At 68.6% G+C, this 14,294-nt stretch carries 14 protein-coding genes and 1 pseudogene; 6 read left to right on the top strand and 9 right to left on the bottom strand.

Going from position 1 to position 14,294, the window contains the following annotated elements; translation table 11 throughout:
* Positions 1 to 554 (top strand): annotated as a pseudogene (locus tag TU30_RS32165) (ISKra4 family transposase); the annotation flags it as partial.
* A gap of 14 nt (positions 555 to 568) precedes the next feature.
* Here the strand turns inward: TU30_RS32165 and TU30_RS32160 are convergent.
* Complete coding sequence (locus TU30_RS32160; RefSeq protein ID WP_042177022.1) at positions 569 to 1,015, bottom strand: ATP-binding protein; 447 nt, start codon at positions 1,013 to 1,015, stop codon at positions 569 to 571.
* A gap of 176 nt (positions 1,016 to 1,191) precedes the next feature.
* Between TU30_RS32160 and TU30_RS32155 the strand changes: the two genes are divergently transcribed.
* Both TU30_RS32155 and TU30_RS32150 read left to right on the top strand, forming a co-directional pair.
* Positions 1,192 to 2,481 carry a helix-turn-helix domain-containing protein gene (locus TU30_RS32155; protein ID WP_199816936.1) on the top strand — a complete coding sequence of 430 codons (1,290 nt, stop codon included), beginning with the start codon at positions 1,192 to 1,194 and terminating at the stop codon, positions 2,479 to 2,481.
* Positions 2,478 to 3,023 carry a flavoprotein gene (locus tag TU30_RS32150; protein ID WP_042177019.1) on the top strand — a complete coding sequence of 182 codons (546 nt, stop codon included), beginning with the start codon at positions 2,478 to 2,480 and terminating at the stop codon, positions 3,021 to 3,023. The genes TU30_RS32155 and TU30_RS32150 overlap by 4 nt, the downstream gene beginning before the upstream one ends.
* 205 nt (positions 3,024 to 3,228) lie before the next feature.
* Here the strand turns inward: TU30_RS32150 and TU30_RS32145 are convergent, their stop codons facing one another.
* The 8 genes from TU30_RS32145 to TU30_RS36670 form a co-directional block, all read right to left on the bottom strand.
* Positions 3,229 to 4,398: an ImmA/IrrE family metallo-endopeptidase gene (locus tag TU30_RS32145; RefSeq protein WP_199816935.1), complete on the bottom strand. Its 1,170-nt coding sequence runs from the start codon at positions 4,396 to 4,398 to the stop codon at positions 3,229 to 3,231.
* Positions 4,385 to 5,194: a hypothetical protein gene (locus TU30_RS32140; RefSeq protein ID WP_042177017.1), complete on the bottom strand. Its 810-nt coding sequence runs from the start codon at positions 5,192 to 5,194 to the stop codon at positions 4,385 to 4,387. Before TU30_RS32140 ends, TU30_RS32145 begins: the two co-directional genes overlap by 14 nt.
* Before the next feature lie 197 nt (positions 5,195 to 5,391).
* Positions 5,392 to 7,080: a mobilization protein gene (locus tag TU30_RS32135; RefSeq protein WP_042177014.1), complete on the bottom strand. Its 1,689-nt coding sequence runs from the start codon at positions 7,078 to 7,080 to the stop codon at positions 5,392 to 5,394.
* Positions 7,080 to 7,724: a MobC family plasmid mobilization relaxosome protein gene (locus TU30_RS32130; protein ID WP_199816934.1), complete on the bottom strand. Its 645-nt coding sequence runs from the start codon at positions 7,722 to 7,724 to the stop codon at positions 7,080 to 7,082. Before TU30_RS32130 ends, TU30_RS32135 begins: the two co-directional genes overlap by 1 nt.
* Positions 7,725 to 7,912: 188 nt before the next feature.
* Complete coding sequence (locus TU30_RS32125) at positions 7,913 to 9,079, bottom strand: DUF3631 domain-containing protein (protein WP_042177009.1); 1,167 nt, start codon at positions 9,077 to 9,079, stop codon at positions 7,913 to 7,915.
* 678 nt (positions 9,080 to 9,757) lie between these two features.
* Positions 9,758 to 9,979, bottom strand: coding sequence for an AlpA family transcriptional regulator (locus TU30_RS32120; RefSeq protein WP_199816933.1), 222 nt, complete (start codon positions 9,977 to 9,979; stop codon positions 9,758 to 9,760).
* A gap of 103 nt (positions 9,980 to 10,082) precedes the next feature.
* Positions 10,083 to 10,922: a transposase family protein gene (locus TU30_RS32115; protein ID WP_042177007.1), complete on the bottom strand. Its 840-nt coding sequence runs from the start codon at positions 10,920 to 10,922 to the stop codon at positions 10,083 to 10,085.
* Between the two features lie 62 nt (positions 10,923 to 10,984).
* Complete coding sequence (locus TU30_RS36670) at positions 10,985 to 11,440, bottom strand: hypothetical protein (protein WP_042177005.1); 456 nt, start codon at positions 11,438 to 11,440, stop codon at positions 10,985 to 10,987.
* Positions 11,441 to 12,130: 690 nt separating this feature from the next.
* Here TU30_RS36670 and TU30_RS32105 point away from each other — a divergent pair.
* From TU30_RS32105 to TU30_RS32095, 3 genes are all read left to right on the top strand, one after another.
* A complete protein-coding gene (locus TU30_RS32105) occupies positions 12,131 to 12,412 on the top strand; it encodes a helix-turn-helix domain-containing protein (protein ID WP_042177031.1) in 282 nt (93 codons plus the stop codon).
* Positions 12,413 to 12,466: 54 nt separating this feature from the next.
* Positions 12,467 to 13,651 carry a site-specific integrase gene (locus TU30_RS32100; protein WP_052480003.1) on the top strand — a complete coding sequence of 395 codons (1,185 nt, stop codon included), beginning with the start codon at positions 12,467 to 12,469 and terminating at the stop codon, positions 13,649 to 13,651.
* Between the two features lie 166 nt (positions 13,652 to 13,817).
* On the top strand, positions 13,818 to 14,294 hold a 477-nt coding region (locus tag TU30_RS32095), incomplete at its 3' end, for an IS701 family transposase (RefSeq protein ID WP_107068640.1).

The following is a 14,294-nucleotide window of genomic DNA, read 5'->3' as shown; positions in this document are numbered from 1 at the left end:
CCCACCAGATCGATCTGATCAACGAGCAGGCCGCCGCCCGCGACGTGCAGGTGCACATCGTGATCGACATCATCCACGTCCTGGAATACCTGTGGAGCGCCGCCCACGCCCTGCACCCCGGCGGCAGCAAGGACATCGAGGCATGGGTCGCCCGCACCGCCCGCACCATCCTGGCCGGAGACGCCCTGACCGCAGCCGAGACGATCACAACGGCCGCCACCGACGCAGGGATCGCCCCGGGCCAGAACAAGAGCATCGACGACGCCGTGGCCTACCTCACCAACAAAGCCGACTACCTGCGCTACGACACCGCGCTGGCCGCCGGCTGGCCCATCGCGACCGGGATCATCGAAGGCGCATGCCGCCACCTGGTAAAAGACCGCCTCGACATCACCGGGGCCCGCTGGGGCCTGACCGGAGCCGAAGCCGTCCTGAAACTCCGCGCCCTGCGCACCAACGGCGACTTCGACACCTACTGGGCCTGGCACGAACAACAGGAGTACACCCGCAACCACCAGGCTCGCTACCGCAACACCCTCATACTCACCGCCTGATCACACAGACACCCTCAAAAGATGCACACCCAACTCCTTTGCAGAGGTACGTGTCGTGAGGGCTGGGCTGGGGCGCCGACCTTGAACTCGGCCCAGCAGCGTTTGCCGGACGGCAGCGGATCGACTCCATGGCGATCGGCCAGGGCGGCGACGAGGAACAGGCCGCGCCCGCCCTCTGCCTCCATGTCCGGCAGTCCGGCTCGTGGGACCTTGCGGTCGGCATCGGTGACCTCGATCAGCAGACGCTCGCCGTCGAGGCGGGCGCCGGCCGAGATCGGGCCGTCGCCCGCGTGCCGCACCGCGTTCGTCAGCAGTTCGGCGGCGACCAGTTCTGCCGTGCTCAGCAAGTCCTGGTCGAGGGAGGCGTCCCAGCGCCGTATCCCGTTCGCGAGCTGCTGCCGCGCGGAGCGGGCGGCGGCAGGTGTGCCGTGAACGGAGAATCGGATCTGGTGCGCTTCCATGAGCTGCCTCCTGGATCGGTGCGGCTGCTCCAAGCAACCGCTCCGGAGGCAAGCTGGACTACGCCGTGTGCTGGGGTTGCATCACTTATGCAGGAGCCGCATCGCGGTGAATCGCCGCTCGGTTACGCTCGGTTGAGCAGGCAGGATCGGCGACGGCAGGAGGGGCCGTGGCACAGATGGCCGAAGAACAGAGCGAGGCGAGACGGATCGGCGAAGTGATCCGTCAGGCACGTGTTTTACAGCGGCGCTCGCAGAAGGACGTGGCCGCCGCACTGGGGTATCACCAGTCGAAGGTGAGCCGCCTGGAAAGCGGCAGGGGCACGGAGGACGTGCGTACGCTGCGCGAGGTCGCGCAGGTGCTGGACATTCCACCGCACCGTCTGGGCCTCGCCGCCGCATCTGACACCGGCCCCGCCCCTGAGCCCGGAGCAGAGGACATGCACCGCCGTACCTTCCTCGCCGCGAGCGTGGCCGCGCTCGCGGCTCCGTCGCCGCCATCGTCGTCGTCGACCACCGCGCATCACGACCTGATCCGCGTCCTGCTGCCGGGTACGAGCCCCGTCGCCACCGGGCAAGCCCTGGGCATCGACGAGCTGCGGGACCGGCTGCGGGCAGTACGCCGGATGTTCTACGTGTGCGACTACGCGGAACTGGAGCAGACCCTGCCGGGACTGATCGCCGACCTGCGCCAGGCCGCTGGCGGTGGCTCCTCCGGCTCGGCGGAGGCGTCCGGGCTGCTCGCGACCGCGTACCAGACATCGGTGAGCCTGCTGCTGAAACGAGCCGACCAGGGCAACGCCTGGCTCGCGGCCGGTCGGGCCATGGCCGAGGCGGAACGATCCGGAGACCCGGTCGTCCTCGCCGCCAGCGTCCGCGTGCACGCCCACGTCCTCGTACGAGACAAGCACACCACCCAGGCCGTGAACATGGTCCGCCACACCGCCGACCAGCTCACCGGCTCCTACGACCAGCGCTCCCCCCGCTACCTGGCGGCGGTCGGACTGCTCCTGCTGCGCGGGGCGACCGCCGCCAGCAGAAACGGTGACCGCGACACCACCCAGGACTTCCTCACCGAGGCCAAGGAAGTGGCCCGCTACGTCGCCTTCGACCAGCCGGACGCCTGGGCGAACTTCAGTCCCACCAACGTCGCCCTGCACGAGGTCAGCGCGGCCGTCTCCTTCGGCGACGCCGGCATCGCCCTGCAGACCGCCCGGCCCCTCATGCGCCGCCACATTCCCGTCCCCGAACGCCGGGCCGCGCTGTGGGTGGAGACCGCCCGCGCCTACAGTCAGCAGGGCAGACTCGCCGACGGCTACCAGGCCCTGCGCATCGCCGAGAGCTGCGCGGCACAGGACGTCCGCCGCCCGGCCGTACGCGAACTGGTCGCCGACATGGCAGCCCGCGACCGCCGCCGAGCCTTGCCCGAACTGCACCACTTCAGCCGCCAACTGGGAGTGCCCGCGTGAGTGACCAGCCCGACAAGCCGTTCCTCCAGATCGTGGTCTGCGCGGCCGGAGTCGCTGGTGACGTCGGCAAACTGATCACCGCGGCCCATGAGCGGCAGTGGGACGTGGGCATCGTCGCCACACCACAAGGGCTCGGCTTCCTCGACGTGGAGGCGTTGGAGAGCCAGATCGGACGCCCCATCCGCTCGGCCTGGCGCTCGGTGGGCGAGCCGCGCCCGACCCGGCCCGCCGATGCGATCGCGGTCGCCCCGGCCAGCTTCAACACCGTCAACAAATGGGCCGCCGGAATCTGCGACAACCTCGCGCTCGGCATCCTGTGTGAAGCACCCGCCATGGACGTCCCCATCGCCGTACTGCCGTATCTGAACTCCGCGCAGGCCGCCCACCCCGCGTACCGCCGGAGTCTGGAGCAGCTGCGTGAGATGGGCGTCCTGATCGGCTCGTACGAGCCTCACCGGCCGAAGGCCGGCGGAGGGGCCGACCGCTACCGCTGGGAAGAAGTGCTGGAGCTGCTCGCCCCCAGGCTGTCCGCGCGGTCGTGATCAGGGCTGCGCCGTGCGCGGTCACGCCTACGGGCCAGCGCTGGTATCCGGGCCCGTTCATGGCGTTCAGCCGGAGCGCTTGTAGCCAACCCAGAACCGGCCGCCGACCTGCCCGAGTACCTCGTCCACCACATCGATGAGGGTGGCTCGACGGCGCCACCCGGGACTGAACTACGGATGGAACGGCGCCGCAGGGATTGAGTCGTTATTGCACAAGGCGGAGAACGGGTCGCTGTTCCTGGACGTCGAGCAGTTCACGAACCCGCTTGGGCGTCCAGGCCAGTTCATGGGCCAGTGTGGCCACCGAGAGGTCCGCTTCTTTGCAGGCCAGTTCGAAGGCTTGGCGCAGCAGTGACGGCTGTTCACCGGTGTAGTTCGATACCGACTCGGGGATGAAGCCTGGCTGGCCATCCAGCGCGCGAAGGCGTTGATATGCGCGGCTGGTCGTGGCGTCGGAGATCAGGCCGAGTTCACGGCATCGGTAGACGAGCGAGTGGATGGAGACACCCCAGACCTGCCTCAGCTCGGCCAGGCGCGCGAGATCCATCCGCTTGGGTAGGTGGGGCAGGATGCTGTCCTGGGGGGTGAGGAACTCGGCGGCGAAGGCGTCGGCCTCCTTTTCCTGCCGGCTGTCACCGGTGGCGTCGCCGTGAAGTACGAGGTGCCCGAGTTCATGGGCGGCCGTGAAGCGGTGACGGTAGATGTCGTCCGCCCGATTCGCTGTGAGGACCACGAGGGGGCGCGCCGCCCTGGTGGAGAACGCGTCCACGGTCGCCGCCGAAGGATCGGACGCGGGTGGCATCACGACAACGATGCCGTGGGATTCCATACGTCGGACGAGGTGGGTGACCGGCCCATCCCCCATCCCCCAACGCCGCCGAAGCTCTCGTGCTGCCGCTGCAGGGTCGGTGGGCAGTTCCGCTCCGGGATGGACCTCGCCGCCGGCGAAGCCGGGCAGGTTCACCAGGGGAAGCTGAATCCGCCGTTCTAGGGCGTAGGTGAGTTCCCACATCTGTTCGGCGAAGGCCAGGGCGCGTTCCCTCTGCGACTTCGGTGTGCTGCGCAAGCTGCGGAAATGGGCCATGGAGGAGTCGAGCCGGTTTGCCGGACGGCCGACCAAGAAGAAAGTGGCAGGCACACCGAGCACTTCGGCAAGACGGGGGATAAGGTCCGGACGAGGACGGGACACCCCCGTCTCGTACTGGCCCACGGCCGCCGGAGTCACCCCAAGAGCCTGCGCGACGTCCTTCTTCGTCATCTCAGCCAGCCGACGCGCCTGCGTCAGACGGGTGGGATCGAAGCCGTCGGAAATGGCGCGGGGCGTGGTGCCCCGCTCCTCCAAGCCCGGGATGAGGTCTTGCTTAATCGTTCGCATCGTCTTCGCTGGTCTGGTCGTCGGCCGGCTCTGCTTCGGTCAGCGGCGGAACGTCACGCTGTTGATCAACGCTCGCACGCGACGACAGCGTAAACGTCGGCTGTGCCCCGCCGTCGAAGCTTGTCAGTTCCCGCTCGGACGAAGTTGCCTGCTTGGGGATCGTCCCCAGACGTTGGCCGTGGAAGGTGACGGTTTCCGGCAGTGGAAGCGGCTCCGGGAGGGTCGCCCACTCCAGGCGTCGCTCCGCCCCCAGCGCGGCCCTGCCCCAATGAGCCTCCAGCAGCTCGGAAGCGTTGCACGCGAAGGGAACCAGGATCAGTTGCGTCCCGGGCGGCACAGCCGCGAGACCACCTCTGGGCTTCACCACCTCAGCGCTCTCGTCAAAGCCGTCCAGCTCGAACGCACCCTGCTCATGGGTGGGGGGCGGCGCGAAGTTGAACAACTCCTTCACCAAGCGGGACTCGCGAGGAATGCGAGCTGTACGTACGTCCGACTTGGTCTTCGAGTACAGGAACGGATAGAGCAGACCGTTCCCCACGATCATCAGCTCGAACGGGAACCCGAACGGCTTGACGGGAGTGGCGCCCGGCAGATCCTTCAACTCCTCCCACACCCGCTCGAACTGGCCTTGCCACCGGGCCGAGCCGTAGGTGTGGTTGGTACGCGAATCAGTCTGTTCCTGTGCGGCCTGGGCGTTCGCCTGCATGTTTCGCAGCGCCTGCCCGAGGCCCACACGGACCGCGGGTGCCTGCTCGCCGAACACATCGGTCGTCCAGGAGGGAAGATGCACACTCATGCGACGACTCCTCTGATCGGACTTCGCATTGGAGCAGTTAACCGGCAGGTGCACTTTAGTTGATGTCATAGATTTTGCACAAGTGCTTCTCTGTGGCGCGCGATTCGCACGGATGCCGCCTGTCTCGGAGCCGGTCAACCCCAAGCCGCACCGAGGTTGACCAGCCCTGAAGCGGCGGTCCAGCTGGCAGTTGAGAATCAGCGACGGCGCTGTACGCCCGCTACCAAGGGGAGAGGCGCAGGCTGCGGTGTCGTCGCGTACGAAGTGTGCGGGGTGGAAGCAAGGCCGGTTCGCGTGCTGGGCGACGGCGTTGCGGTGAGACGTTGGATGCGCCAGACCAGGACGCGTGCGGGCGAATCCGCGTCGCCCAAGGCGCGCTGGTCGACTGCCCCTTGGAGGAGTTGTGCCGGATCGTGGCCAGCAGCCTCGGCTTCGGTGAGGGTTACCGCGAGGGCATCGAAGGCCGGGTCTTCTACGACTTGCTGAGCGTGGTCGGGCACGGCCTGGCGTAGGTGACGGATGTGCCGGTCCACGGTCTGCTGGGGCGGTCGGCGCTGGGCGAGGGCGGCCAGCGGCGCGGCTGCGGCTTGGTCATAGGCAGCCTGGAGGTGGAGCAGGCTCTGGTGGGCGGCTGCGACTTGTTGGTCGTGGTGGCGGAGCTGGTGCCAGCGGGCGGCGGCGATAACGGTGAGGATCGCGGCGTCGAGGAACATCGCCAGGGCTGTGCGGTCCTTGGGGGCGGGCTCGCGGAGTATCGCTCGTACGGCGCCGCGCAGGGCTCGGGCGTGGTGGTGTTCAGCCTGGATGCGGGAGCGGGTGGCGCGCTCGAAGGCGGTGGCTGCTTCTCGGAGTTGAGGACGCAGGTCCTGGGGCGCGATGAGAGGGAGGGAGTCGAGGGCTTCACCGAAGGCGGCTATGTGGGCCTGGGAGGCTTCGTCGTCGCTCTGGTCGAGGTGGTGGGAGATGCGTTCGGTGGCGGCGGTGGCCTGGTGCCAGGGGTCGGGCCTGCGTCGGCCTAGCTCGTCGGTGGGCTGTGCTTCGGTGTTCTCCAGGCGCTTTCGAATCTGGGGGAGGGACAGGACGGGGGCGAGGTCGTAGCCGGAGAACCAGACGGGTTGTTTGTCGGCGGTGGTGGTGTCTTCGCTGGCGACCTTGTAGCCGCGTACGTCGCCGGAGGGGAAGTACACCATCTCGACGAGGACTCCGTCGGTGTGGCTGAGCAGGTGGACGAACTCCTTGACGCTTGAAGCAGCGGCCACGGCGGTCCGGATGGTGACGCGCAGGCGGTCGCGGGCGGGCTTGTCGTGGCCGGCGCGGCGGGCCTTCTCCTGTTCGGCGCGGGTGGGCCGCTTGGCGGCGGTACGGTCGCCGCGTGCGACGCGGAAGAGGCCGTACTCCTTCTCGACGGCGGCGAGTTCACGGTTGGCGTTGATGTAGTCGTTCCAGTGGCGTGCGGTGCTCAGGTCGCCGCGCACCTTGGTGGCGGCGATGTGGATGTGGTCGGGGGCGTGGCGGACGGCCACCCACCGGCAGCCGTCCGGGTCACCGTCCGGCGCGATCCCCGTGGCCGCCACGACGCGGCGGGCGATGTCGGCCCACTCCTCATCGCTGAGGTGGCGGTCGGACTTGGCGGCCCGGATCGAGCAGTGCCACACGTGCTGCTCGGGGGCGCGGTTGAGCCGCCGGGCTTGCTTGACGTGCAGGTCGAGGTCGGCCACAAGGAGTTTCTTGGTGGCGGCGAAGTCGTCGGCGCGGCCGGGGTCGGGGGCGAAGCCGTCCCAGGAGGCGACCAGGTGCGGATCGGTGTGGTCCTTGGCCCTCTTCGTGTCGAACAGGTACCGGATCAGGCCCGCGGTGCTCTTGCCGCTGCTGATCTTCGGGACCATCAGGCTGCCTTCACGGTGACGGCCTGGTTCGCGGCGGACGCGATGTGGCGGACGGCGGCGCCCACCGCACTCACGGTCTGCTCGGCCTGGGCCAGGACGGCTGTATCCCCAGGGTGTGGATGACCGCCGGAGTTGACCTTCTTGGCGATCTGGTTGACGTTGTGGCCGATCTTGGCGACCTCTCGGCGCAGGGCGGTCAGCTCGTCGATGTAGTCGTCGAGCTCGGTGCGCTGGCCGGGCAGGCCGAGGTCACCGTGGACGTGGGCCATGACGACCGCGCCGACGTAGTGGGCGGCTGCGATGTTCAGCGACCGGGCCTCGGCGAGGATGTCGGCCTTCTCGTCGACGCTGTAGCGGACGTCGACGCGCTCTTTGCGCTGGACGGATTCACGCTGGCGGCGTCGGGCGACACGGTGCAGCGCGGCGGTGTCGGCGGCTCGCGGTAGTGGCACGGCGGCGGTGTCGGGCTGTTTCTCCTCGGGCGCCCCCTGGTGCCCGAGTGTCTCCGCCACCCCCGGGGCGGAGGCATCCCCGTTGCGGTCGTCCTTGGACGGTCCAACGGCATACCTTGCTGCGCTGTCTGGGGCTGAGGTGGTGTGCATCCGCTGCTGAGCTGTGGGCAGTTCGTAGTGTTGTTCGTGCATGGTGGTGCTCCGGCGGTGAGGGAGCGGGGGGCGTGTCACGTGCGTCGCATCCGTCCCATGCCTGGTCAGGGCAGGTACGGACACTCGGGCAGGTACGGAGAAGTCCGTCCCGGTGAGGACATCCGTCCCCGCGCTGACCTGCGCGGGGACGGATGCGACGCAGTGATACGGACCCAGGGGGAGGCGGGTCAGCGGGCGCGGTTGGGGCCGGCGGGTCCGCCGGGTGGGCCGATGGGTAGCTGAACCGCCGGGGCGGCGGGCGGCTTGCCCTGAGCCTGGCGTGCGGGCGTGGCGTCGTGCGTGGGGGCGGGCGCCGTCTCGGTGAGGTCGGGGCAGTGTCGGGCCCAGCTGTCGAGGAACCGGTTGCGGGTGTACCCCTTGGCCTGCCTGCCCTTGTCGAAGCGGTAGTTGGCCGGGCGGATGTCGAAGTCCCGGAGCATTCTGCCCAGGTGGTAGGCGTTGAGCCCGTTGGTGCTGTGTTCCGCCCAGGGGGCGTCGGGGTCCTGGAGCAGGGCGGTGACCAGATCCAGGGAAGACAGGGCCTCGGGGTTGCCGTGTGCCTCGAAGACGCGGTGGATGTCGCGCAGCAAGCGCGTCTTCAGGTTGGTTTGCTCGTCCTGGACGGCCTCGAACCGGGTCATCGCCAGACAGGCCGCACGGGCGCTGGCGGGCCAGTGGCCGCCGGCCAGGTCGGCGATGATGACCAGCGGCTCCCAGGTGTCCGCCGGCCGGTCCTCCACCGGCATCGTTGGCGCCATGCGGCCGGCCGTGCCGCGCAGCGGTCCCAGCCAGGCGGCCAGCTTGTCCCGCAGTGCGTTCAGTTCCGGTGTGGCGTGGCGCGAGCGGAATGGGGTCACCTTCTCGCCCGGCTTGCGCTTTTGCATGCGGAGCACGACTGCCCGGTCCGTGATCGTGTCGGGTAGGTCGCCGATCGAGGCCAGTGCGGCCATGGCGAAGGTCGGATACGGGGTCGGCTTGTGCTCCGGGCCGGAGATGCGCCAGGCGGGCCGGTTGCGCTGGTGTCCGGCGTTCAGCAGGCCGCGAAGTTCCTCGTTGTCGCCCGCCTTGCTGAAGATGGTGTCGGCCTCGTCCACCAGGATCGTGCGCGGGTTCTTGCCGATGATGCGGGAGAGCACCGCCGTGGACATGTTCACCGTCATGATCGGCTGGTGGACGGTCTCGTGGAGCACGTCCAGCACCCGGGACTTGCCGCAGCCCTTCGTCGGGCCTACGACCGCCAGGCGCGGCGCGTGCTGCAGAGCGGTCTGGATGTGTGTGGCCGCCACCCAGAGGGTGACGGCTGTCAGCGCCTCGTCACTGGGAAGTACGACGTACTTGCCGATCGCCGCCCGCAACTCATCCAGCAGTTCCGCACCCTCACCGGAACCCTGTTCCTCAGAGTCTGCCGGTCCCCGAGGGGGCCGGGAGCCGGTCCCGTGATCCGGTCCCCGTGCGTCGACGGGACCGGTCCCCTTCTGCTGGGCAGTTCCCGCCACGGGGCTGTCGGCCCCCAGCGACTGGCAGGGACCGTGATCACGGTCCCCATTGCGGTCCCCTGGTGCAACTGCAGCCTCTTGGGGAGCGACCCCCACTTTGGCGCCGCTGACCTGCGGGTTTGCTCCGGATGCCGATACGGGGACCGGGACGTGCGGGGACCGAGCAGCGGGTACTTCGTGGGGACGGTCCCCAACAGCGGCGTCTGTAGACGGCTGGGGACGGTCCCCGTGTGCTTCCACATCCGCCGAGTGCTCTACGGTCCCCGACGCCGGGGATTGTATGTCCGCCTGATCCCTGCGGCACCAGGGGACGCCCTCGCCGGGGATCGCGGGAGTGGGCCAGCCGGTCGGGGAGGTGTTCGTGGAGTTGCGGGACGTAGGGTCGTCCAAGACGTTCCTCTCCGGTGAGGGGCAGGACGGGCAAGGTCCCGCCCCTCACCAGCTCATTCGTTCAGGGATGGGCGATCAGTTGGGAAGTCTTCGGCCCTCGGCGTTGGCGCGCCGGGGGCCGCTTCGTTGTCCGCGTCAGATGCGGGGTCAGGCCGCGAGGTCGTACGACGTCTGGGCGTCCAGCCACGCGTCCACCTCCCGCCAGCGGTAGCGCAGGTGACGGCCGACCTTGTGGACGCTGGGGCCGATGCCCCGGTACTTCCACTGGTAGAGGGTCTTCACCGGCACCCCGAGGTACGCGGCCACGTCGGCGGGAGTGGCGAGCTGGTCACGTTCGGCGCCGGCAAGGCGCGGGGAGTGGTTCGGCAATGAGTGGTGTGCATCGTGAAGTCGCTGGTCATGGGGCTGGTGTGCGCGGGCTTCGCGGTACTCGGGCTGGTCACGAGCGCATGACTTTCGTCTAGATCATCGGTCAGCGGGTGACTTCGTAGTTCGTGAGGACCAGCAGGGCCCTGACCAGTGCGGTCGCCCATTTCGGGTCGGTGCGGACCTTGGTGAGCACGCGCCAGTTCTTCAGGTGCGCGAAGCCGTGCTCGACCGGGGCCCGGACGGCGGCCAGTGCCTTGTTGGAAAGTTTCTGGCCGCGGGTGAGCGGCCGGTTGCGTGCGGCTTTGTAGCCGGTGATCACCGCCGGGTCGGCGCCCGGGCCGCTGTCGTCGAGGCCGACGAAGCCCAGGTCGGCGATCGCGCCGAGGCCGGCCGCGCGAAGGCGGTCGGTGAGGTGGTCGTGGCGGCAGGCGGTGATCTCCGAGGTCCGGCCGGGCCGGGCGGCCGAGACCCACAGCAGGCGGCCGCGATCGTCGGTGAGCGCGATCACGAGCAGGCCATGGCACTTGCTCTTGCCGGAGTAGTTCTTTCGGTTCGCTGTTCCGGTGCGCCGCCGGGTGCGTATCAGCGAGCCGTCCAGCAGTACGATTCCGCCACCGGATCGGGTGATCTTCTTCAGCGCGCGGTCCAGGCGCGGGGCGCGGGCGGCCAGCAGACCGACGACCTCACGGACCCAGCGGGTGACGGTGGTGCGGTGCACCCCGTTCCCGCCGGCCAGATCGCCGGGCCGCTGGTCACAGCGCAGCACCGCCAGCACGATTCTCGCGATCTTCCCCGGATTCAGGGCCCGCCAGCGTGAGCCGATCTTCTTCAGGTGGCCGCGGATCAGGGCGGCGAGGTAGTTCAGGGTGGCGCTCGACAGCGGCAGGCGGGCGGTGCAGACAAGGCCGTCAGGGCCCTCGACGGAACTGTTGTTTTTCGTCACACAAACTCAACTGCCGTCGGGGGCGCGCTAGTTACGCCTCAGCTGTCATCGTCACGGCGTGGCTACCGGCGGGCGGTGAACCGTCCGTCGGGCCGTTTGTGCAGCCAGCCACGGTCGGCGAGCTTGGTCAGCTTCGCCCGCAGTGGCTCCAGCTTCCCGCGCACCGCCACCTCCAGTCCCAGCTCCTCGCCCACCGCCCTGACCGGCACCGGACCATCAGCGACCCGAACGATCTGCAGAATCCTCCGGTAGTCGTCGGGCAGTGCGGTCTCGTCCGGGACCTCTCCGCGGTGCGGGATCAGCAGCACCGCACGCCCCGCCACCTGCACTTTCGCCGGAGCCACCCGGGCGGCGGCCTCCGCCTCGGCCTGGTCCTGTTCGGCCAGCCGGAGCAGCACCCGCTCGGCGATCACCAACTCGCCGCGTTCGGCCTCAACCTCCTGAAGCCGCTTGCCCAGTTCCTCGGCGAGCGCGTCCAGCTCGCTCCGGCGAGCCGTGATCCGCTCCAGCTCGGACAAACCCCGCCCCCTCCCCGCGATCCGATGGCGCTATCCGCATGGCGACGGATCGTAGGCGGACGCTCGCGACGAGCGCAGCAGAACCCCAGAAACCGCCCCGGCCGCCCAGTCAGACGATCTTCATCGTGGACACCGGCCACCGACCAGCGCGAGCACGGGAAAACGCCCGCACACCAGGCCCATGACCTGCCACTTCACGATGCACACTGCTCAATGAGGTCTCCATATCGGAATCAGGGTTTTGGATGGCAGGCGTGGGCAACACGGCCACACCGCTGGGAAGCGTCCAGAGTGAATTCTGAAACCCCCGGTTACTTCCCTCAGCATCGCAGGGGAAGACCAAAACAGTAAGGGCGGATCCCCGGTTGCCGAAATCGCTCCCGCGGAAGCCGAAATTTTCTGCGGCGAAGCAACCGGCCGAGGTGCCGGAATCCGGTACCTCAGCAGCTCAGAGGCGGCGTCCAGCGCTGAGAAGTGACGTGGCCAGTCCAGTGGACATCGCATCCGATAGCTGCTCAAATCGCCCACTTCTTTGACGCGGAGGGAAGATAGCACAACCTCCCCGCCGAAACGGCTCGTGATGTACCGGAATTCGACGAGACGAACACCACTTCGCCCCCGAATGACTTTTGGAGAATTTAAGAACTAACTCTTGCCATGACGACCGACTGCGAGTTACAGCTATTTGTTATGCCCAACCGACCTGTCGAAATAGGCCCTGTCGGCCTCCACACCGCCCGCGCCATCGAGCACCTACGTCTCGTGCGCGGCCTGACCCAACACCAGCTCGCCGCCCGCTGCACCGCGCTGGGCCGTCCGATGGCCAACACCGCTCTCAGCCGCACTGAACGCGCCCGCCGCCGATGCGACGTAGACGACCTCGTCGCCCTCGCCACCGCGCTCGACGTTTCCCCCACGACCCTGCTCCTGCCGCTCCCGTCGGTGTCCGGTGATGACTGGTGGGGGTGCTAGTTGGCGCGGGTCTGGATTGAGGACCGCATAGGGCACGCGGCGTATGTACAGGCCGTGGCGGACGCCAAGCGGGCAGGGCGCACGCCACCGGGGCGCTACCGCGTGCGCTGGTACGACCCCGATGGCAAGCCGAAGATGAAGACCTTCGCCCGCAAGGTCGACGCCGAGGCGGAGCGGACAAGGATGGAGTCGCGTCTCAACGACGGCTCCTATCGCGATCCCGCAGCCGCGCGGGTGAAGTTCGCAGAGGTGGCGGAGTCCTGGCTGGCGGCGCAGCTCCACCTCAAGCGCTCAACCCGGGCTCGCTACCGCGGTGTTCTCGACGTCCACGTGATCCCCAAGTGGGGCACCACCCCGCTGGACCGCATCCACTTCGAGGGCATCGCCGAGTGGCTCGCGGATCTGCTGTCCGGCGAGGCGACCGGCGGCAGGAAGCTCAGCCCCCGGTCGGTCCGCAAGGCGTACGTCGTCCTCAGTCGCGTTCTCGGCTACGCAGTCAAGGCCCGTCGTCTGGCGGCCAACCCGGCTGTCGGTGTGCCTCTGCCGAAGGCGATGCCCGCTGATCACGTGTACCTCGACGATATGCAGGTCGACGCGCTGGCTAACACGTCAGGCGCCTACCGGGTGTTCATCCTGCTGCTGGCCTACACCGGACTGCGCTGGGGCGAGGCATCCGCGCTCAAGGTGGGCCGCGTCGACCTGGACGCCTGTCGGGCCCACATCGTGGAGGCGTACGCCGAGGACAACGGCAAGCTCTACCTCGACACCCCCAAGAACCACGAGCGCCGGTCCGTACCGATCCCGCGGTTCCTGGCCGACGAGCTGAAGCCCCACATCACGGGGAGAGGAGATGACGACTTGCTCTTCACCGCCCCGCAGGGCGGGCCGCTCCGGGCCCGGAACTTCCGTCAGCGGTTCTTTGCGCCGGCGGTCGTAAAGGCCGGGCTGGGGCATCTCAAGGTCACCCCGCACAAGCTGCGCCACACGGCGGCCTCGCTCGCCATCGCCAGCGGCGCGGACGTCAACGTCGTACAGACGATGCTGGGCCACAAGTCCGCGACGCTGACCCTGGACACCTACGGGCACCTCTTTCCCGACCGCCTGGACGAGGTCTCGAAGAAGATGCACAAGCGCCGCTCCAAGCAACTGGCCAAGGCGAAGGCCAAGCTGGAGAAAGCGGAGCGGAAAGCCCGTGAGGCCGCCGAGACCGTGGCCGCCCTGGAGGAAGACGCCGCGTGATGTGTGCCTAATACTCCAGCCGTAGATCGTGATCTTGCTGGTAGGGGGTGCCGCGGGCACGCGTACGGCCACCAGTGATCATCGGTGTGTGAAGACAGAAGAACAGCTGGTGGCCGCGGGTCACAGCATAGAGCCTGCCCGCTGGCGGGAGACCTTCGAGGTCCTGATGGGCGGTATCGCCGGCCGGTTCGCCCGGGTCGAACCGCGCAGGCACGCCCGGGAGTTCGTCCTCGGCCTGCTGGCGGGCCTGCCCCGCAAGAATTGCTGGACCCTTGCCGAGCACACGGGCCACGCCACCCCGGACCGCTTCCAGCACCTCCTCGCGCGGGCGAAGTGGGACGCCGACGCAGTCCGGGACGACCTGCGCGGCTTCGTCGCCGATCACCTCGGCACCGACGACGTCGTCCTGGTCGTCGACGAGACCGGCGACCTGAAGAAGGGCACCCACACCGTCGGCGTCCAGCGCCAGTACACCGGCACCGCCGGACGCATCGAGAACAGCCAGGTCGCCGTCTACCTCGCCTACTCCGCCCCACGCGGGCACACGGCGATCGACCGCGAGCTCTACATCCCCCGCTCCTGGACCGACGATCCGGACCGCTGCCGCTCGGCCGGCATCCCCGACACCCACACCTTCGCGACG

Source organism: Streptomyces sp. NBRC 110035 (assembly GCF_000829695.1).
Classification (GTDB): Bacteria; Actinomycetota; Actinomycetes; order Streptomycetales; family Streptomycetaceae; genus Streptomyces.
The sequence above is the reverse complement of the archived record's forward strand: the minus strand, read 5'-3'. Positions and strand labels throughout refer to the sequence as shown.